Origin of the sequence: Halomonas alimentaria (assembly GCF_009902005.1) — a bacterium.
GTDB lineage: Bacteria > Pseudomonadota > Gammaproteobacteria > Pseudomonadales > Halomonadaceae > Halomonas > Halomonas alimentaria.
Genome location: NZ_WUTT01000001.1, coordinates 1,773,091 through 1,790,421 on the forward strand (window position 1 = coordinate 1,773,091; position 17,331 = coordinate 1,790,421).

Annotated in this window: 20 protein-coding genes; 9 read left to right on the top strand and 11 right to left on the bottom strand. The window is 69.2% G+C overall.

Annotated features, from left to right (window positions below):
- Positions 1 to 40: 40 nt before the first annotated feature.
- Entirely contained in the window at positions 41 to 967 is a 927-nt protein-coding gene (locus GRB96_RS08345) for a LysR family transcriptional regulator (RefSeq protein ID WP_161431716.1), read from the top strand.
- Between the two features lie 78 nt (positions 968 to 1,045).
- On the opposite strand, the gene GRB96_RS08350 is transcribed toward GRB96_RS08345, so the two are convergent.
- Positions 1,046 to 1,474, bottom strand: coding sequence for a host attachment protein (locus GRB96_RS08350; protein ID WP_161431717.1), 429 nt, complete (start codon positions 1,472 to 1,474; stop codon positions 1,046 to 1,048).
- A 209-nt stretch (positions 1,475 to 1,683) separates the two neighbouring features.
- Here GRB96_RS08350 and GRB96_RS08355 point away from each other — a divergent pair, with 209 nt between their 5' ends.
- Positions 1,684 to 2,169, top strand: coding sequence for a hypothetical protein (locus GRB96_RS08355; RefSeq protein ID WP_161431718.1), 486 nt, complete (start codon positions 1,684 to 1,686; stop codon positions 2,167 to 2,169).
- A gap of 33 nt (positions 2,170 to 2,202) precedes the next feature.
- On the opposite strand, the gene GRB96_RS08360 is transcribed toward GRB96_RS08355, so the two are convergent.
- Together GRB96_RS08360 and hemE are read right to left on the bottom strand one after the other, a co-directional pair.
- On the bottom strand, positions 2,203 to 2,595 hold the full coding sequence (locus tag GRB96_RS08360) for a VanZ family protein (protein ID WP_161431719.1): 393 nt from the start codon (positions 2,593 to 2,595) through the stop codon (positions 2,203 to 2,205).
- A complete protein-coding gene (gene hemE / locus GRB96_RS08365) occupies positions 2,588 to 3,664 on the bottom strand; it encodes a uroporphyrinogen decarboxylase (protein WP_161431720.1) in 1,077 nt (358 codons plus the stop codon). Before hemE ends, GRB96_RS08360 begins: the two co-directional genes overlap by 8 nt.
- A gap of 136 nt (positions 3,665 to 3,800) precedes the next feature.
- Here hemE and ribA point away from each other — a divergent pair, with 136 nt between their 5' ends.
- Positions 3,801 to 4,436: a GTP cyclohydrolase II gene (gene ribA / locus GRB96_RS08370; RefSeq protein WP_161431721.1), complete on the top strand. Its 636-nt coding sequence runs from the start codon at positions 3,801 to 3,803 to the stop codon at positions 4,434 to 4,436.
- 55 nt (positions 4,437 to 4,491) lie between these two features.
- Complete coding sequence (trhA, locus tag GRB96_RS08375; RefSeq protein WP_161431722.1) at positions 4,492 to 5,160, top strand: PAQR family membrane homeostasis protein TrhA; 669 nt, start codon at positions 4,492 to 4,494, stop codon at positions 5,158 to 5,160.
- Positions 5,161 to 5,181: 21 nt separating this feature from the next.
- Here trhA and djlA read toward each other — a convergent pair whose 3' ends face one another.
- From djlA to GRB96_RS08395, 4 genes are read right to left on the bottom strand one after another with little or no spacing between them, the layout of a single operon-like run.
- The gene (gene djlA / locus GRB96_RS08380; RefSeq protein WP_161431723.1) at positions 5,182 to 5,949 is read right to left on the bottom strand and encodes a co-chaperone DjlA; all 768 of its coding nucleotides are present in this window, start codon (positions 5,947 to 5,949) and stop codon (positions 5,182 to 5,184) included.
- On the bottom strand, positions 5,949 to 7,892 hold the full coding sequence (dxs, locus tag GRB96_RS08385) for a 1-deoxy-D-xylulose-5-phosphate synthase (RefSeq protein ID WP_161431724.1): 1,944 nt from the start codon (positions 7,890 to 7,892) through the stop codon (positions 5,949 to 5,951). Before dxs ends, djlA begins: the two co-directional genes overlap by 1 nt.
- Before the next feature lie 16 nt (positions 7,893 to 7,908).
- Positions 7,909 to 8,796: a (2E,6E)-farnesyl diphosphate synthase gene (gene ispA, locus GRB96_RS08390; protein WP_161431725.1), complete on the bottom strand. Its 888-nt coding sequence runs from the start codon at positions 8,794 to 8,796 to the stop codon at positions 7,909 to 7,911.
- Positions 8,783 to 9,073 carry an exodeoxyribonuclease VII small subunit gene (locus GRB96_RS08395; RefSeq protein WP_161431726.1) on the bottom strand — a complete coding sequence of 97 codons (291 nt, stop codon included), beginning with the start codon at positions 9,071 to 9,073 and terminating at the stop codon, positions 8,783 to 8,785. Before GRB96_RS08395 ends, ispA begins: the two co-directional genes overlap by 14 nt.
- Positions 9,074 to 9,317: 244 nt before the next feature.
- Between GRB96_RS08395 and serA the strand changes: the two genes are divergently transcribed.
- The 5 genes from serA to GRB96_RS08420 all read left to right on the top strand — a co-directional run bounded on the left by serA (position 9,318) and on the right by GRB96_RS08420 (position 14,304).
- On the top strand, positions 9,318 to 10,568 hold the full coding sequence (gene serA, locus GRB96_RS08400; RefSeq protein WP_161431727.1) for a phosphoglycerate dehydrogenase: 1,251 nt from the start codon (positions 9,318 to 9,320) through the stop codon (positions 10,566 to 10,568).
- 176 nt (positions 10,569 to 10,744) lie between these two features.
- Entirely contained in the window at positions 10,745 to 11,533 is a 789-nt protein-coding gene (locus GRB96_RS08405) for an enoyl-CoA hydratase (protein ID WP_161431728.1), read from the top strand.
- 130 nt (positions 11,534 to 11,663) lie between these two features.
- Complete coding sequence (bhcR, locus tag GRB96_RS08410; protein WP_161431729.1) at positions 11,664 to 12,491, top strand: HTH-type transcriptional regulator BhcR; 828 nt, start codon at positions 11,664 to 11,666, stop codon at positions 12,489 to 12,491.
- A gap of 77 nt (positions 12,492 to 12,568) precedes the next feature.
- Positions 12,569 to 13,597: an aspartate carbamoyltransferase gene (locus GRB96_RS08415; RefSeq protein ID WP_161431730.1), complete on the top strand. Its 1,029-nt coding sequence runs from the start codon at positions 12,569 to 12,571 to the stop codon at positions 13,595 to 13,597.
- 74 nt (positions 13,598 to 13,671) lie between these two features.
- Positions 13,672 to 14,304: a hypothetical protein gene (locus GRB96_RS08420; RefSeq protein WP_161431731.1), complete on the top strand. Its 633-nt coding sequence runs from the start codon at positions 13,672 to 13,674 to the stop codon at positions 14,302 to 14,304.
- Positions 14,305 to 14,308: 4 nt separating this feature from the next.
- Here GRB96_RS08420 and ruvX read toward each other — a convergent pair whose 3' ends face one another.
- From ruvX to gshB, 4 genes are read right to left on the bottom strand one after another with little or no spacing between them, the layout of a single operon-like run.
- Positions 14,309 to 14,767 carry a Holliday junction resolvase RuvX gene (gene ruvX / locus GRB96_RS08425; RefSeq protein WP_161431732.1) on the bottom strand — a complete coding sequence of 153 codons (459 nt, stop codon included), beginning with the start codon at positions 14,765 to 14,767 and terminating at the stop codon, positions 14,309 to 14,311.
- Positions 14,768 to 14,798: 31 nt separating this feature from the next.
- Complete coding sequence (locus tag GRB96_RS08430; RefSeq protein ID WP_161431733.1) at positions 14,799 to 15,371, bottom strand: YqgE/AlgH family protein; 573 nt, start codon at positions 15,369 to 15,371, stop codon at positions 14,799 to 14,801.
- 17 nt (positions 15,372 to 15,388) lie between these two features.
- The gene (locus GRB96_RS08435) at positions 15,389 to 16,306 is read right to left on the bottom strand and encodes an energy transducer TonB (RefSeq protein ID WP_161431734.1); all 918 of its coding nucleotides are present in this window, start codon (positions 16,304 to 16,306) and stop codon (positions 15,389 to 15,391) included.
- 14 nt (positions 16,307 to 16,320) lie between these two features.
- A complete protein-coding gene (gene gshB, locus GRB96_RS08440) occupies positions 16,321 to 17,289 on the bottom strand; it encodes a glutathione synthase (protein ID WP_161431735.1) in 969 nt (322 codons plus the stop codon).
- Between the last annotated feature and the right edge of the window lie 42 nt (positions 17,290 to 17,331).

A 17,331-nucleotide genomic window follows, 5' to 3' on the forward strand; every position in this document is an offset into this window, starting at 1 on the left:
TTATCCATAGTCTTGATATACGTCATCGGAGTTCGCCCTCATGCGCTTCACCCTGCGCCAGCTGGAGGTCTTCGTGGCGGTAGCCCAGCACGAAAGTGTGTCACGGGCGGCTCGCGCCCTGGCACTCTCCCAGTCGGCCGCCAGCAGCGCCCTCGCCGAACTGGAGCGCCAGTTCGACTGCCAGCTGCTGGACCGCCACGGCAAGCGACTGCGCCTCAACGCCCTGGGCTTCCAGCTGCTGCCCAAGGCGGTGGCACTGCTCGACCGCGCCGAGGAGGTGGAGGAGCTGCTCCACGGCCAGCAAGGCATCGGAGTGCTGGACGTCGGCGCCACCCTGACCATCGGCAACTATCTGGCCACCCTGCTGATCAGCGACTTCATGCAGCGCTACCCGGGCAGCCGGGTGCGCCTGGCGGTGCGCAATACCCGCGCCATCGTCGAGAGCGTGCGCCACCATCGGCTGGACCTGGGGTTGATCGAGGGGCAGTGCGAGGAGGAGGACGTGGTCACCCAGCCCTGGGTAGAGGATGAGCTGGTGGTGTTCTGCTCGCCCCGCCACCCCCTGGCCGGGGCCGGCGAGGTGGAGCTCAGCCGCCTGCTGCGCGAGGCGTGGATCATGCGCGAAGAGGGCTCGGGCACGCGACTGACCCTGGAGCAGGCAGCACGCCACCGGCGCGGGCGCTTCAACGTGCTGCTGGAGCTGGAGCACACCGAGGGGATCAAGCGCGCGGTGGAGTCGGGGCTGGGCATCGGCTGCGTCTCGCGCCTGGCGCTGCGTGACGCCTTCCGCCGCGGCAGCCTGGTGCCCATCGCCACCCCGGAATTGGACCTGAGCCGTCAGTTCACCTTCATCTGGCACCGCCACAAGTATCTCGCCACCGGCATGCGCGAGTTCCTCAAGCTGTGCCGGCAGATGACCGAGGGCGTGACCCGCAGCGACCAGATCGACCTGCCGCCGGTGCCCTGACGACGTGGCACGAAGCTGGCTCCGAACGGCATCGGGCCCGGCAGTGCCGGGCCCGATGCCGAAGGGAAAGCCAACCCGTCAGCGCATATCGCTGACCGCCTCCTGGATCTCCTCGAGGCTCGCCTTGGTGAGGTCCTTGGTCAGGGAGTGGATCACCAGCTTCGCGGTGGGGCCGTCGAGCTTGTCGCGCAGCTGGCCGAGGAAGCGGGCCGGGGCGACCAGGATCAGCTTCTCCATGCTGTTGTCGATGCGGGCCTGATAGAGACGATCGGTCACCTCCTTGGCGAACACCTGCTCCTCATGGGTGCGCGCCGTGCTCTCGCCACCGGAGGAGCGCGAGCTGTTCGACGTCGACTCATGCACATCGGAACCGCGATCCGTCACCAGGTCGCCCTCGTGCAGCCGACTCGCCGAATGCACCAGGCTATCCTGTTCGACCAGCTTGAGTGCGTCGCGGGTGAAGATCCGCGCCCGCGCCGCATCCGCCACCACGATATAGGTTGTCATAGCCACTCCTCGATACCGGTGGTACGGCGGCCGGCGATGCGCCGGCCGCTTCTGGATCAACCATGGCAAGTGCCTTGACGCGGGTCAACCCGCTACCGACGTCGATCGGCGACAACTGCAGGGAAGCTTGATCTGGGGTAGCATCCCAGCTGGCCGGCAGGGATGTCGGCACGTCTCATCTCCACGATGTGCCCCCCGGGAGGACCCCGATGCGTCAGTTACTGTTTCCCCGCCGCCCGTTGTCACGCGGCACCCTGCTCACCTGCCACCTGCTGCTGCAGGTCGGCCTCGCGGCGGGTGCGGCACTATGGCTTGCTCCGCGCACGCCATGGCTGGCGGCCACCACCTGGCAGGCGGCCTGGCCCAGCCTGGCGCTGGGCGGTGGTCTGTGGCTGCTGGCCGCCATGCTGCTGCGCCTGATGGCCGAGCTGTGGCTGCTGCCCCACCACCTGGCCGGCCAGCTGGGCGCCGGGCCGGTGATCACCCGCTCCTGGGAGCGCCGCCCGGCGGTGCATGACCCCCAGGCCGCCTGGACCAGCGAGGCGCGCCCCCTGTCCAGCGAGGGCGAGGCGGTAGGCAGCGCCCGGGTAACTCGTCCCGCCGAACCGCTGCGCTCCCGCGGCGGCCGCGAGCCCTCCCTGGACCTCGCCGGCGCCTCCCCTGCCGAACCGAGGGCCGGGGAGCCACGCCTCTAGGAGACTGCCCCTTCGCGGCGGAGAAGCCTGGCGTCAGGCGCGGCGAGGGAAACGCATGAGCCGACGCAGGCCGGCCAGCAGCAGCACGGCGGCGCCGGCGCCGAGGCCGTTGGCCAGGATATCGGCCCAGTCACCGCCACTACGCCCCGGCACCGGAACCTGGGCGAACTCGACCATGCCGCCGTAGCCCGCCGCGAGCAGGAAGGCCAGCGGCAGGCGGACTCCGGCCAGGCCGATCAGGCCGCCGAGGCCGGCATAGCCGACGAAGTGATTGAGTTTGTCCCAGGGCAACTGGCTGGGCATCTCGTCACCCGGGGTCAGACTGCCCAGGGCGATGACCAGGGCCGCCACAACGGCCAGCGCCGCCCACAGGCGGCGCCGGTCGTGCAGGCGTTGCAGCCAAGCGAGCCCGAGCCATTCAGGCATGGGCGATATTGCGGTGATAGGCCGGGCTCAGGTCATGCAGCGCCTCCATGAAGGCGGTGACATGATCGGGATCGGTGAACTGGCTGATGCCATGCCCCAGGTTGAAGACGTGACCGGGGCCCTCGCCATAGCTCTCCAGGATGCGCGCTACCTCGGCACGAATCGCCGCCGGGCGGGCGAACAGCACGTTGGGGTCGAGGTTGCCCTGCAGCGCCACCTTGTGACCCACCCGGGCGCGGGCATCGGACAGCTCGGTGCTCCAGTCCAGTCCCACGGCGTCGGAACCCGCCAGGGCGATGTCCTCGAGCCACTGGCCGCCGTTCTTGGTGAACAGGATCACCGGCACACGTCGCCCCTCGTGCTCGCGGATCAGGCCGGCGACGATCTGCTCCATGTAGCGCAGCGAGAACTCCAGGTAGGCCGGCGTGGTGAGGGCGCCACCCCAGGTGTCGAAGATCTGCACCGCCTGGGCGCCGGCACGGATCTGGGCGTTCAGGTAGTCGGTTACCGCCGTGGCCAGGGTGTCGAGCAGGTCATGCATCACGCTGGGCGTGTCGTAGAGCATGGTCTTGATATGCCGGAAGTCCTTGCTGGAGCTGCCCTCGACCATGTAGGTCGCCAGCGTCCAGGGGCTGCCGGAGAAGCCGATCAGCGGCACGCGTCCGTTCAACTCGCGGCGGATCGTCGAGACCGCGCGCATCACGTAGTCGAGGTCGCGCTCGGCATCGGGAGCACTCAGCGCCGCTACCTCCTCGGCCGTGCGCACCGGCTTGCGGAACTTGGGCCCCTCGCCGGTCTCGAAGTAGAGCCCCAGCCCCATGGCATCGGGGATGGTGAGGATATCCGAGAACAGGATCGCCGCATCCAGCGGATAGCGCTCCAGGGGCTGCAGGGTCACCTCGCAGGCCAGCTCCTGGTTGCGACACAGGTCCATGAAGTTGCCGGCCACGGCGCGGGTGGCGCGATACTCCGGCAGGTAGCGTCCGGCCTGGCGCATCATCCAGACCGGGGTGCGGTCCACCGGCTGACGCGCCAGGGCGCGCAGAAAGCGATCGTTCTTGAGTTCCATGCAGGCGGTCATCCACGGGAAATGTGTCCGCCATTGTACCCGATGCTTGCGTCCCGGTCGTGAGCCTCGCCGGCCTTCCTGATAGAATACCGCCCACTCCTGCGGCGCCGCCCGCGGCCTGATACCGAGGTAACCCGTGACGATTCGCTTTATCGCCGCCTCCCGTCTGCCCACCCCCTGGGCCACCTTCACCATGCACGGCTTCGAGGACGAGGCCACCGGCAAGGACCATATCGCCCTGACCCTGGGCGACGTGGCCGACGGCGAGCCGGTACTGGGACGGGTGCACTCGGAGTGCCTGACCGGCGATGCGCTCTTCTCGATGCGCTGCGACTGCGGCTATCAGCTCCAGGAGGCCCTCAAGCGTATCGCCGAGGAGGGCCGCGGGGTGCTGCTCTACCTGCGCCAGGAGGGGCGCGGCATCGGGCTCCTCAACAAGATCCGCGCCTATCACCTCCAGGATCAGGGCGCCGATACCGTGGAGGCCAACGAGCAGCTGGGCTTCGCCGCCGACCTTCGCCGCTACGACCTCTGCGTGCCGATGCTCGAGCACCTGGGCATCGCGGGCCTGCGCCTGATGACCAATAACCCGCGCAAGGTCGACGCCCTGACCCAGGCAGGCGTCAATGTCGTGGAACGCGTACCACTGACCACCGGTCTCAATCCCCACAATGAGCACTATCTTTCTACCAAGGCCGGCAAGCTCGGCCACATGATGGTGCTGGGCGATTTCACCCAGGCCGACGATGTGGATATCGAACGCAAGCCCTGAGGACGGGAGCCCCCATCCCTCGATCGGGGAGGCTCCTGGACAGGGGAGAGACCCGATGACCCAGCCATCCCGCGACAGGGAAAGCTTCAGTGCCACCGAGGAGTGGCTGCACAGCATCAGCCACGGAATCGGTGTGCTGCTGAGCCTGGCCGGGATCACGGTACTGCTGGTGATGGCCAGCCTGGCGCCCCACCTCGACCCCTGGAAGCTGGCCGGGGTCGGCCTCTACGGCACCAGCCTCGTGCTGCTCTATACCGCCTCGACGCTCTACCACGGCGTGCGCGACTCGCGCCGCAAGCGGCTGTTCCAGCTGCTGGATCACTGCGCGATCTATCTGCTGATCGCCGGTACCTACACGCCCTTCCTGCTGGTCAACCTGCGCGGCCCCACCGGCTGGGCGCTGTTCGTCACCGTCTGGGGGCTGGCGCTGGTGGGTATCGCCTGCAAGCTGGCCTGGCCCCACCGCTTCGCGGCGTTACGCGTCGGCATCTACCTGCTGATGGGCTGGCTGATCCTCTTCGCCGGCGGCGAGATGGTCGAGCGGCTGTCGTCCGCGGGACTTACCCTGCTGGTGGCCGGCGGCCTCACCTATACCCTCGGCGTGCTCTTCTATGCCGTGCGCGCGATTCCCTTCAACCACGTCATCTGGCACCTGTTCGTGCTGGGCGGCAGCATCCTCCACTACTTCGCCGTCTACAGCGCCGTGCTGCCCTTCGCGGCCTGAGCCCGAGGCTTGCGCCCCGGGTCAGGTATCGCGCGCCTTGCGGATGCGCTCATAGGCGTTGCCGATCTCGCTGGTGCGCTCGCGGGCGACCTCGCGCATGCTCTCGGGCAGCCCCTTGGCGGCGAGCTTGTCGGGGTGGTTCTGGCTCATCAGGCGCCGATAGGCCTTCTTGATCTCGGCATCGCTGGCGTCCTCCTCGACCCCCAGCACCAGGTAGGCATCGGCCAGGGAGGGGCCGCTGGCCACACCACCCCCGGCCTGCTCTCCGCTACCGTGCAGCATGGCCTCGACCTGGGCGATCTCCGCCTCGGAGCAGCCCAGTCCGCGCACCACCCGCATCAGCATCTCACGCTCGGCGGGATGCAGCTGGCCATCGGCGGCGATCGCCGCCAGCTGCACCTGCAGGAAGACCTGGCGCAGGGCGGGCTGCGGGCCCAGCAGCGGGCGCAGCCTGGCAAGCTCCGCGTCCAGGTCGAAGTCCGGCGCCTTGCCGCGGTTGAAGTCGGCCCGGGCCCGGGCGCGCTGGGCCTCGTTGAGGCGCAGGCGGTCCCACAGCACGCGCGAGGCGTCCAGCTCATCCTCGGTGACCTGGCCATCGGCCTTGCACAGACACCCCATGACCGCGAAGGTCGATTCGAGGAATTGCGTCTGGGATGCGGCCAGCTTGCCCAGCAGGCTGCGGCGCAGGCGCTTGACGAGCCAGTAACCGAGCCCGCCACCGACCAGCGCGCCCACGGGCCCGCCGATCATGAACCCCAGGCCGGCGCCGATCAGTACGACGATCCACATCAGCGAGCCTCCCCTGTCATCGCGGCATCGTCGCCACCCTCCAGGCGGCGACGGATGGCGGCCTCGATGCCATCCGCATCCAGGCCGCACTCGGCGAGCAGCTCGGCGGGCTTGCCGTGCTCGACGAAGGCGTCGGGCAGCCCCAGATTGAGCACCGCCCCCCGCACACCCTCGGTGGCCAGCAGCTCGTTGACCGCGCTGCCGGCACCACCGGCCACCACGTTCTCCTCCAGGGTCACCAGCAGGTCGTGGTCGGCCGCCGCGGCCAGCACCGCATCACGATCCAGGGGCTTTACCGAACGCATGTTGAGGTGGCTGGCATCGAGCCGCTCCGCCACCTCGGCGGCCGGCGTGTTGAGGCTGCCGAAGGCCAACAGGGCGACGCGCCGCCCTGCCTCGGCGCCGCTCTCGCGACGCACCTGCGCCCGCCCGATGGGGGCCGGCTCGAGATGCGCGGGAATCTCGACACCCGGCCCGCTGCCCCGCGGATAGCGCACCGCGGCGGGGCCCGGGTGGTGGTAGGCGGCGCTCAGCATGGCGCGGCACTCCGCCTCGTCGGCTGGCGCCAGCACCACCATGCCGGGCACGCAACGCAGGTAGGAGAGGTCGAGGCTGCCGTGGTGGGTGGGGCCGTCCTCGCCCACCAGGCCGGCGCGGTCGATGGCGAAGGTGACGTCGAGGTCCTGCACCGCCACGTCATGGATCAGCTGGTCGTAGCCGCGCTGCAGGAAGGTGGAGTAGATCGCCACCACCGGCTTCATGGCCTCGCAGGCCATGCCCGCGGCCAGGGTCACCGCATGCTGCTCGGCGATGGCCACATCGAAGTAGCGCTCGGGATACTGCTGCGAGAAGCGCACCAGGTCGGAGCCCTCGCGCATCGCCGGCGTGATGCCGATCAGCCGTTCATCGGCGGCGGCCATGTCACACAGCCAGTCGCCGAAGACATTGCAGTACTTCTTCTTCGGCGGCGCAGGCGTGGCCGGCTTGAGCGGCGGCGGGGCGCCGTTCTTCTCCAGCTTGGTGATGGCATGGTAGCCGATGGGGTCGGCCTCGGCGGGCAGGAAGCCCTTGCCCTTGCAGGTCTTGACGTGAAGGAACTGCGGCCCCTCCAGGTCACGCATGTTGCGCAGGGTCTGTACCAGCAGCGGCAGGTCATGACCGTCGATGGGGCCGATATAGTTGAAGCCCATCTCCTCGAACAGGGTGGCCGGGCTGACCATGCCCTTCATGTGCTCCTCGGTGCGCCGGGCCAGCTCCAGCGCCCCAGGCAGGTGCGAAAGCACCTTCTTGCCGCTCTCGCGCATGGTGGTATAGGGCTTGCTGGTCAGGATGCGCGCCAGGTAGCTGGCCATGCCGCCGACATTCTCGGAGATCGACATCTCGTTGTCGTTGAGCACCACCAGCAGGTTGGCGTCGACGTGACCGGCATGGGCCAGGGCCTCGAAGGCCATCCCGGCGGTCAGGGCACCATCGCCGATCACCGCGCAGACGCGACGCTGCTCGCCTCGGGTGCGGGCGGCCAGCGCCATGCCCAGCGCCGCCGAGATCGAGGTGCTGGAGTGACCCACGCCGAAGGTGTCGTACGCCGACTCGGCACGCCGCGGGAAGGCCGCCAGCCCGCCATGGTGGCGGATATTGGGCATCGCCTCGCGGCGCCCGGTAAGGATCTTGTGGGGGTAGGCCTGGTGGCCGACATCCCACACCAGGCGATCATGGGGGGTCTCCAACGCCTGGTGCAGGGCCACGGTGAGCTCCACGACGCCGAGGCCGGCTCCGAAGTGCCCTCCGGAGACCCCCACGCTGTAGAGCAGGTAGGCGCGCAGCTCGTCGGCCACCTGCGCCAGCTGCGCGGTGGTCATGGCGCGCAGCGCCGCCGGGGTATCCAGGGTGTCGAGCAGCGGCGTGGCCGGACGCTCGACGGGAATGTCATCGAACAGCTTCATGTGGGCATCTGTCGTGTCAGTGGTCACGCTCGATCATGTATCGGGCCAGCGCCGCCAGCGGCAATCCGGCCTCGCCCAGCGGCGCCAGGGCGGCGACGGCCTCCTCGACCAGCCCCGCCGCCCGGGAGCGGGCGCCCTCGAGACCCAGCAGGGTCGGATAGGTGGGCTTGTCGCGGGCGGCGTCGGCTCCCGAGGCCTTGCCCAGGATGGCGGTGTCACCGATCACATCGAGTACGTCGTCGTGGATCTGGAAGGCCAGGCCGATGGCTCGGGCATAGGCATCCAGGGCCGCCAGGCGGGCATCCTCCTCGGCTACCGCGGCCAGCCCGCCCAGGCGCACCGCGGCACGGATCAGCGCCCCGGTCTTGTGGGCGTGCATGGTGGCCAGGGCATTCACATCGGGGTGGCCGCCCACGGCATCGAGGTCCAGCGCCTGGCCGGCCACCATGCCGTCGCGCCCCGCCGCCTCGGCGAGGCTGGCGATCATTGCCGCCAGGCGGGGGTGTCGGGCACGGGCAACCACCTCGAAGGCCAGCGACTGCAGCGCATCGCCGGCGAGGATCGCGGTGGCCTCGTCGTAGGCACGGTGCACGGTGGGCTGCCCGCGGCGCAGGTCGTCATCGTCCATGGCCGGCAGGTCATCGTGGACCAGCGAGTAGGCATGGATCAGTTCGATGGCCATGGCCGGGGCGTCGAGGGTAGCGTCATCGGCCCCCAGAGCGCGGCCGGCGGCATACACCAGCAGCGGACGCAGCCGCTTACCGCCCACCAGCACGCCGTGACGCATGGCGGCCTCGAGGCGCGGCGCGGGAGCGGTGCGCTCGACAAACAGCGCCTCGAGGCGGGCATCCACCCGGGCGCGATCGGCGGCCAGCAGGGTGGTCAGGGTGTCAGCGTTCACCATCACTCTCCGACGGGGGCACAAAGGGCTCGAGCTCGATGCCACCCTGGGTGCCTTCGGTCAGGGTGCGCACCTTGAGCTCCGCCTCGTCGAGGCGGCGCTGGGCATCACGGGTCAGCCTCACTCCCTCCTCGAAGGCGGCAAGCGAGTCCTCCAGCGACAGCTCGCCGGACTCCAGTCGTGCCACCAGGCCCTCGAGCCGCTCGACGGTGGCGGCGAAGTCACCTGACGCAGTGTCGTCGGCCTGCGGCTCACGGGACCGCTCGTTGCGCTCTGCCATGCTGCTCCTTTAAACCGCCCCGATAGTCAGAAAGAGATCATTCAAGGGGCCACAGTATACACGCTCCCCCCGGGGGGTCGTCTGCCCCGCCGCCTGCTGGCCTCTGTGACGCCCTAAACTTGCATGTGGCTCATATGAGCAGCGCAGCATTTTCATCCTGGCTCATTTTCCGCTGTGATAAGATGGTGGCCTCACCAGTTTCTGACACTGCATGCGGCTCGCGCCGGAAGGGGTTGATTCGACCATGGCAAAGACGTCCCTGGACAAGAGCAAGATCAAGATCCTGCTGCTCGAGGGCATCCACCAGACCGCGGTGGACAATCTTCGCAACGCCGGGTACTCGAACATCGAGCACCTGCCCACCTCGCTGGATGAAGCCGCGCTGATCGAGAAGATCCGCGACGTCCACTTCATCGGCATCCGCTCGCGGACCCAGCTCAACGAGCGGGTATTCGATGCCGCAGAGAAGCTGGTGGCCGTGGGCTGCTTCTGCATCGGCACCAATCAGGTCGACCTCGACGCTGCCCTGATTCGCGGCATCCCGGTGTTCAATGCGCCCTACTCCAACACCCGCTCAGTGGCCGAGCTGGTATTGGCCGAGGCGATCATGCTGCTGCGCGGCATTCCCGAGAAGAACGCCCGCGCCCACCAGGGCGGCTGGCTGAAGAGCGCCAAGAACTCCCACGAGGCCCGCGGCAAGACCCTGGGGATCGTCGGCTACGGCAGCATCGGCTCGCAGCTCTCGGTGCTCGCCGAGTCGCTGGGCTTCGACGTCATCTACTACGACGTGGTCGCCAAGCTGGGCATGGGCAACGCCCGCCAGGTGGGCAGCCTCGACGAGCTTCTCGGCCGCGCCGACGTGGTCAGCCTGCACGTTCCCGATCTGCCGTCGACGCGCTGGATGATCGGCGCCGAGCAGATCGCGCGAATGAAGCCGGGCGCCATCCTGATCAATGCCTCCCGCGGCAGCGTGGTGGTGATCGAGCCCCTGGCCGAGGCGATCCGCGAGGGGCGCCTCAACGGCGCCGCGGTGGACGTCTTCCCGGTGGAGCCCAAGGGTAACGACGAGGAGTTCGAGAGCCCGCTGCGCGGCCTGGAAAACGTCATCCTCACCCCGCACATCGGCGGCTCCACCCTGGAGGCCCAGGAGAACATCGGCATCGAGGTCTCCGAGAAGCTGGCCACCTACTCCGACAACGGCACCACCGTCACCTCGGTCAATTTCCCCGAGGTGGCACTGCCGTCCCACCCGGGCAAGCACCGCCTGCTGCACATTCACGAGAACGTGCCGGGGGTGCTCTCCGAGATCAACCGGGTGCTCTCCGAGAACGGCATCAACATCGCCGGCCAGTACCTGCAGACCAACGAGAAGGTCGGCTACGTGGTGATCGATGTCGACAAGGCCTACGGCCCCCAGGCGCTGGACGCCCTGCGCCAGGTGACACACACCCTCAAGGTGCGCGTGCTCTACTCCGACGGTGGCCAGGACGCCTGATCCCGCCACCCAGGTTCAGTACTGAAAGCCTCGCCGCCGCGTCTCTCCGACGCGGCGGCTTGCGTTCGGGAGCCGGCAGGGCGAACGCCCCCTTGGTCGCAGTGCACGGGGATGGCCTGGCGCGCTAGGCTGTGGCATCGATGAGACAAGGCCTGAACAACAACCAGGAGCCCCAGATGAGCGAGACCACCCCACCGGTACGGCGCCATGACGCCGACGGCGTGACCACCCTGACCCTGAACCGCCCGGCGAGCTTCAACGCCCTCTCCGAGGAGATGCTCGAGGCGCTGGGCGCCGAGCTCGCGAGACTCGCCGACGACGGCAACGTGCGCTGCGTGGTGCTCGCCGCCGAGGGTCGCGCCTTCTGCGCCGGCCACGACCTCAAGCAGATGCGCGCCCATGACGACGACCGCGACTACTTCCAGGCACTCTTCGCCCGCTGCGCCGGGGTGATGCAGGCCATCGTCGAACTGCCGGTGCCGGTGATCGCCCGGGTCCAGGGCATCGCCACCGCCGCCGGGTGCCAGCTGGTGGCCAGTTGCGACCTGGCGGTGGCCGCCCGTTCGGCGCGCTTCGCCGTCTCCGGCATCAACGCAGGCCTGTTCTGCTCCACCCCGGCGGTGGCGCTGTCACGCAACGTGGCCCGCAAGCGCGCCATGGAGATGCTGTTCACCGGCGAGTTCATCGATGCAGACACCGCCCGCGACTGGGGACTGGTCAACCGCGTCGCCGACGATGAGCAGCTGGACGAGGCGGTGGCCGAGCTCGCTGCCAGCATCTGCGCCAAGAGCGCGGTGGCGGTGCGCACCGGCAAGGCGATGTTCCAGCGCCAGCTGCGCATGCCGCTGGACGAGGCCTACGCCTTCGCCGGCGAGGTGATGGCGGGCAACATGCTGGCCGAGGACGTGGCCGAAGGCATCGACGCCTTCATCGAGAAGCGTCGCCCCGTATGGAAAGACCGTTGAGGGGGGAAGGACCGCTGAGCACCCAAGGAGCCGCGCAAATGGGTTAGTGGAAGCGATTTCCGCAGACGCGACAGGCGCGCGCCGACAAGGTATCCTGTGCCAGCGAAGCCAAGGCAAAAGGAGCAACAGGGTGAGTGAAGTCAAGCGCAGGACGGCGGGGCGCCCCGCGGGATCGGGCAAGGCCAGCGGCGGCCACAGCCAGTCGCTGGTGCGCGGCCTCAACCTGCTGGAGCGCCTGGCCGGCCACCCCGGGGGCCTGGCCCTTTCCGAGCTCGCCGAGCAGGCCGACCTGGCCCCCTCCACCACCCACCGCCTGCTGCAGGCGCTGCAGAGCCAGGGCTTCGTCACCCAGGACAGCGAGCTAGGTGTCTGGAAAATCGACGTCAAGACCTTCCGGATCGGCAACAGCTTCCTCGAGGCCCGTGATTTCGTGGGCACCAGCCGCCCCTTCCTGCGCCGCCTTACCGCCCAGACCGGCGAGACCGCCAACCTCGGCATCCGCGATGACGGCACCGCGGTGTTCCTGGCACAGAGCGAATCGCCGCAGATGATGCGCATGATCACCCGGCTGGGCTCGCGTGCCCCGCTGCACGCCTCCGGCGTAGGCAAGGCGCTGATGGCCTGGCTACCCGAGGACGAGCTCGAGCGCATCCTCGCCGAGCAGGGGCTTTCTCGCGTCACCGAAAACACCCTGCACACCCCTGAGACGCTGCGCGAGGGGCTGGCCGAGATCCGCCGCCAGGGCTTCGCCTGCGATCGCGAGGAGCACGCCATCGGCCTGCACTGCGTGGCCGCCTGCATCCACGACGAGCACGGCACCCCACTGGCCGCCATCTCGGTCTCCGGCCCGGTGGCGCGCATCCCCGAGACGCGCCTGCTGGAACTCGGCGAGCTGGTGCGCGATACCGCCGCCGAGATCACCGCCCGGCTGGGGGGGCGCACCCCGCAGGCGTGGTAGCGGCGCCGGGCCGTGAAGCGATCAGCGCGACGGAGTACACTGGCGGCCGTCCATTCGCCCCAGCCGAGGCCACGCCGATGAGTCACCACCTGCTCTCCGTCGATTCCCTGTCCCGCGACGATGTCGATCACCTGATGCGGGTCGCCGCCCGCATGGAGCCCATCGCCCAGCGGCGCCAGGTCAGCCGGGTGCTGGAAGGGGCGGTGCTCGGCAACCTGTTCTTCGAGGCCAGTACCCGCACCCGGGTCAGCTTCAACGCCGCCTTCTGCCGGCTGGGCGGCAGCGTCTGCGACACCACCGGCTTCACCTTCTCCTCCATGGCCAAGGGCGAGTCGCTCTACGACACCAGCCGGGTGATGAGCGGCTACTGCGACGCCATCGTGATGCGCCACCCGGAGCTCGGGTCGGTGGCAGAGTTCGCCGCCGCCACCCATGTGCCGGTGATCAATGGCGGCGACGGCCCCGGCGAGCACCCCAGCCAGGCATTGCTCGACTTCTACACCATCGACAAGGAATTCAGCCGCCTGGGCAAGGGCCTGGCCGGCGCCCACGTGCTGATGACCGGCGACCTCAAGTACGGGCGCACCGTGCACTCGCTGATCAAACTGCTGTCGCTCTATGCCCCCATGCGCATCACCCTGGTGGCCCCGCCGGGGCTGGAGATGCCCGGCCACCTGGTCGACCTGGTCGCCTCCCGGGGGCATCGCATCGAGCAGCGCGACAGCCTGGCCCAGGACTATGCCGACGTGGACGTGGTCTACACCACGCGCATCCAGAAGGAGCGCTTCACCGCCGAGATGAGCGAGGGCTTCAGCCTCTCCCGGGACTTCACCGTGGACCGCGCCTTCCTCGACGCCCGCTGCGGGCGCGACACCCTGGTCATGCACCCGCTGCCCCGCGACAGCCGACCCGAGGCCAACGACCTCGACGTCGACCTCAACGGCGACCCGCGCCTGGCGATCTTCCGCCAGACCGACAACGGCATCCCGGTGCGCATGGCGATCTTCGCCACCCTCCTGGAGGTGGACGACCTGATCGAGCAGGAGCTGCGCCCGGTACGCTGGTTCGTGCCGCCGCGCGTGGGCGTTGACGACCCGGCACTGTAAGCAACGCGCACTTTCGCCGCTCTCGCCTATGCTGAGGGATGATCCTTCCCCCTGGCGGCAAGAGGCACCACGACATGAACCTGCACCGCGCCTATCGGCTCCTGGCACTCTTCTACACCGTGCTGCTGCTGGTCGGGGCCATCGCCCTGCTGGCCGGCGGCGGCACCGCGCTGTCGCTGGCTCAGCTGGCCCTGGGGGCCATCGCGGTCGTGGGGTTGTGGGGCTATATCCTCAAGCGCGGCTTCATGAATCCACGCATGTGGCGCCCCCTGGCGGCGCTGCTGGCGGTGGCGGCCGTGGTGCAGCTGTGGGCGGTGCTCAACCTGTCGCTCTCCGGCGAGCTGCTCACCTGGATGCTGGCCAGCGCGATCTTCTCGGTACTGCTGGTGGTGATCCTGTATCGCTACGGCGACCGCGACCAGGCCCTCTGGGCCACGCCCGAGGAGCTCGAGGCCGCCCGGCGGCTGGAGGCGCTGCTGGAGGAGGGTGACGGCCCGCTGCAGGCCGAGGCAAGTGACGGGCAGCGCGAGTCGCGGGTCACGGTGACCCGAGACGGCGACGGGTTCCGCGCCAGCGTGACTCGCCGCCGCCACGCCGAGCGCGAGAGCTTCGAGGAGCGCTTCCACCACCCCGCCACCCTGGTGTTCTTCCTGGAGAAGTTCGCCGGCGTCTCGGTACAGGACTTCACGCGTCCCGACGCCGCCTGAGGCGTCAGCGCTGCACCGGCCCTTGGCCGGGCAGCCCCTCCCGGGCGGCAAACCAGCGCTCGACGATCAGCACCGCGCTGATGCCATCGACCCCCTCATCGCGCCAGCTGCCGCGATGGCCGCGTTCCCGGGCGATCAGCTTGGCCTCGCCGGTGGAGCCGCGCTCGTCGACCATCTCGCAGGGTACCCCGTAGCGGCCGAACAGGCGCTTGCCGAACTTGCGGGCGCGCGTGCTCATCTCCTGCTCCTCCCCCGCCGCGGTGAGCGGCAGGCCCACCACGAAGAGGTCCGGCTGCCACTCCTCCACCAGCCGAGCGACCCACGACCAGTCGGGAATTCCCTCCCGGGCCGGCAGCGGCTCCAGCTCCCGGGCGCTGCCCAGCAGTTCGTTGCCGACCGCCACGCCGATACGCCGGGTGCCGAAGTCGAAGCCCAGGATCAACCGCTCGCCCTGCCTGGCCATCAACGCCCTCCTGCCATCCGTCGCGTCCGGTTCACGAATGCCCCGCCTCACGGGTCATCAGGTTGAGGTCGATACCGAGGATCCCGGCGGCGGCGCCCAGGCGCTGCTCCGGCGGCACCTCGAAGAGGATGTCGCTGCGCCCCTCCACGGTGAGCCAGGCGTTGTCGAGCAGCTCGGCCTCGAGCTGGCCCGACTCCCAGCCGGCACAGCCCAGGCACACCAGGAAGTGCTCGGGGCCGCGGCCGGCGGCCAGCGCCTGGAGCATGTCCATGGAGGTGGTCAGGGCGATCTCCTCGGTGACCTGGATGCTGGAATCCCAGTCGGCGCTCGAGCCGCGGTGCAGGATGAAGCCGCGGTCCTTGTGCACCGGACCACCGTAGTAGACCGGCGCGTTGCGGTGCGGGCTCTCCTCGCCGCCCAGCTCCAGTTGTTCGAAGAGCGCCTCCAGGGTCAGCTCGAGGGGGCGGTTGATGATCACCCCCATGGTGCCCTTCTCGTCATGGTCGCACAGGTAGGCGAGGCTGCCGGCGAAGTTGGGATCTTCCAGGTGCGGCATCGCCAGCAGGAAGTGATCTTTCAGGCCGAAGTTTTCCACGGATTGCATGAGACTCCCCGGCGGTCCTAACGCACGCCGAAATTGTTGCCTTGGCCGAACCGCCAGACGCGGGTGATGGAGAGCGAGTCCAGGTTGCCCATGCCCGCATCGAAGGGACGATAGGGGCCGGCACCGTTAACGGTATCCAACGCCGCCTGGTCGAGTTCGGAATGTCCCGACGATTGTATCACCTCCGCCTGGCGCAACTCGCCGTCGCGGCCGATCACCACCCGAATGCGCAGCTGCCCCTGGAGATGACGCGGCGCCGGATGCACGCGATTGCCGTAGGCCTCGACGCGACGGGTCCAGTCGTCGATATAGCGCGCCTCGGCGGCACGCTGGGCGGCCTGGCGGGGGGCACCGGTCTCGCCGGGCGACTCCGGAGCGAGACCCTGCTCACGGATGCTGCGAGTGGCGTCGGCAAGCAGGTCACGTCCCGAGGCGGTGGGGGCCGCCACTTGGGGCTCGGCCTCGGCGTCCGCCGCCTGGGGCGCCTCGCGGGGCGTGGGCGGCATCGGGTTCTCGGCCTCGGCTTCCGCCGCCGGGGGCGCCTCCTCGACGGGGCGCGCCTCGGGGGCGACGCGTTCGGCCGCTTCGGGCTCCGCCGGCGTGGCGGGGTCGACATCCGTAGCCCCCTGCTGTGAGGCAGCGGGGGCTTCCACCGGGGCGGAGCGCGACTCCGCCGGTGCCTCCTCCTGCTCGCTACCGGCAGCCTGCTGGTCGACCTCGGCGATGGCCTCGGCCTCCACCGGTGCCTCGCTTTCGCGGGTCACCAGCACTACATCGAGGCTTTTCCGCTCGGCCGGCGGGGTGGAGAACTGCCAGCTGGCCACCACGCCGATCACCGCCAGGTGCAGCAGCAGTGCCAGCGACCAGGCCAGCCAGCGCCGATAGGGCCGGGTGACCGGGGCATACTGGATGGGGTCGCCGGCGATCAGGGACATGGCGGCCTCGCCTCTCAGCCCCGCGCCGTTGCCAGGCGACGCTCGATGGCATCCATCAGCAGGCCGGCGATATCGGTGCCGCGCTGATCATCGATCTCGCGCACGCAGGTGGGGCTGGTCACGTTGATTTCGGTGATGTAGTCGCCGATCACGTCGAGGCCCACGAACATCAGGCCCTTGTCGCGGATCATCGGCTGCACCTGGCGGATCAGCCAGTGGTCACGCTCGGTGAGCTCACGGCTCACCCCGGTACCACCGGCGGCCAGGTTGCCGCGGGTTTCGCCGGCCATGGGCACCCGGGCCAGGCCATAGGGTACCGGCTCACCATCCACCAGCAGGATGCGGGTGTCGCCATCCCTGATCTCGGGCAGGTAGCGCTGGGCCATGATCTGACGCTGGCCGCGCTCGGTGAGTGTCTCGATCACCGCGCCCAGGTTGCGCCCCTCGGGGCCGACGTGGAAGATCCCGCTGCCGCCCATGCCATCCAGCGGCTTGAGGATGACGTCGCCGTGCTCGGCGTGGAAGGCGCGCAGCTCGGGCTCGCTGCAGGAGACCAGCGTCGGTGCGCAGCACTGCGGGAACTGCTGGGCGAAGAGCTTCTCGTTGCACTCCAGCAGCGCCCGGGTGGGGTTGACCACCAGCACGCCCTCGCGCTCCGCGAAGCCCAGCAGGTGCACGGCATTGAGGAAGTGGGTATCGACCGGCGGATCCTGACGCATCAGGATTACATCGAGTTCGGCCAGGGGCCGCGGCTCGGGTTCACCCAGGTCGAACCAGTGGCCGGGGTCGCGATGCACCTCGAGGTCGCGCAGGCGGCCGTAGGCGCGGCCATCGCGCAGGAAGAGGTCGCCGGGCTCGAGATAGTGCAGCGAGGCGCCGCGATCCCGGGCGGCCCACAGCAGGGCCAGGGAGGTGTCCTTCTTGTAGGTGATGTCCGCGATGGGGTCCATCACCACGCCGATCTTCAGCGCGCGTTCACTCATGGGTCGGATTCCGGTCAAGAGTATGGATGGGGCCAGTATGCC

Bases quoted from the DNA above. Each gene is read 5' to 3' on its own strand.
- GRB96_RS08345 (WP_161431716.1), top strand. From the start codon at position 41: ATGCGCTTCACCCTGCGCCAGCTGGAGGTCTTCGTGGCGGTAGCCCAG.
- GRB96_RS08350 (WP_161431717.1), bottom strand. From the start codon at position 1,474: ATGACAACCTATATCGTGGTGGCGGATGCGGCGCGGGCGCGGATCTTC.
- GRB96_RS08355 (WP_161431718.1), top strand. From the start codon at position 1,684: ATGCGTCAGTTACTGTTTCCCCGCCGCCCGTTGTCACGCGGCACCCTG.
- GRB96_RS08360 (WP_161431719.1), bottom strand. From the start codon at position 2,595: ATGCCTGAATGGCTCGGGCTCGCTTGGCTGCAACGCCTGCACGACCGG.
- hemE (WP_161431720.1), bottom strand. From the start codon at position 3,664: ATGGAACTCAAGAACGATCGCTTTCTGCGCGCCCTGGCGCGTCAGCCG.
- trhA (WP_161431722.1), top strand. From the start codon at position 4,492: ATGACCCAGCCATCCCGCGACAGGGAAAGCTTCAGTGCCACCGAGGAG.
- djlA (WP_161431723.1), bottom strand. From the start codon at position 5,949: ATGTGGATCGTCGTACTGATCGGCGCCGGCCTGGGGTTCATGATCGGC.
- dxs (WP_161431724.1), bottom strand. From the start codon at position 7,892: ATGAAGCTGTTCGATGACATTCCCGTCGAGCGTCCGGCCACGCCGCTG.
- ispA (WP_161431725.1), bottom strand. From the start codon at position 8,796: ATGGTGAACGCTGACACCCTGACCACCCTGCTGGCCGCCGATCGCGCC.
- GRB96_RS08395 (WP_161431726.1), bottom strand. From the start codon at position 9,073: ATGGCAGAGCGCAACGAGCGGTCCCGTGAGCCGCAGGCCGACGACACT.
- serA (WP_161431727.1), top strand. From the start codon at position 9,318: ATGGCAAAGACGTCCCTGGACAAGAGCAAGATCAAGATCCTGCTGCTC.
- GRB96_RS08405 (WP_161431728.1), top strand. From the start codon at position 10,745: ATGAGCGAGACCACCCCACCGGTACGGCGCCATGACGCCGACGGCGTG.
- GRB96_RS08415 (WP_161431730.1), top strand. From the start codon at position 12,569: ATGAGTCACCACCTGCTCTCCGTCGATTCCCTGTCCCGCGACGATGTC.
- GRB96_RS08420 (WP_161431731.1), top strand. From the start codon at position 13,672: ATGAACCTGCACCGCGCCTATCGGCTCCTGGCACTCTTCTACACCGTG.
- ruvX (WP_161431732.1), bottom strand. From the start codon at position 14,767: ATGGCCAGGCAGGGCGAGCGGTTGATCCTGGGCTTCGACTTCGGCACC.
- GRB96_RS08430 (WP_161431733.1), bottom strand. From the start codon at position 15,371: ATGCAATCCGTGGAAAACTTCGGCCTGAAAGATCACTTCCTGCTGGCG.
- GRB96_RS08435 (WP_161431734.1), bottom strand. From the start codon at position 16,306: ATGTCCCTGATCGCCGGCGACCCCATCCAGTATGCCCCGGTCACCCGG.
- gshB (WP_161431735.1), bottom strand. From the start codon at position 17,289: ATGAGTGAACGCGCGCTGAAGATCGGCGTGGTGATGGACCCCATCGCG.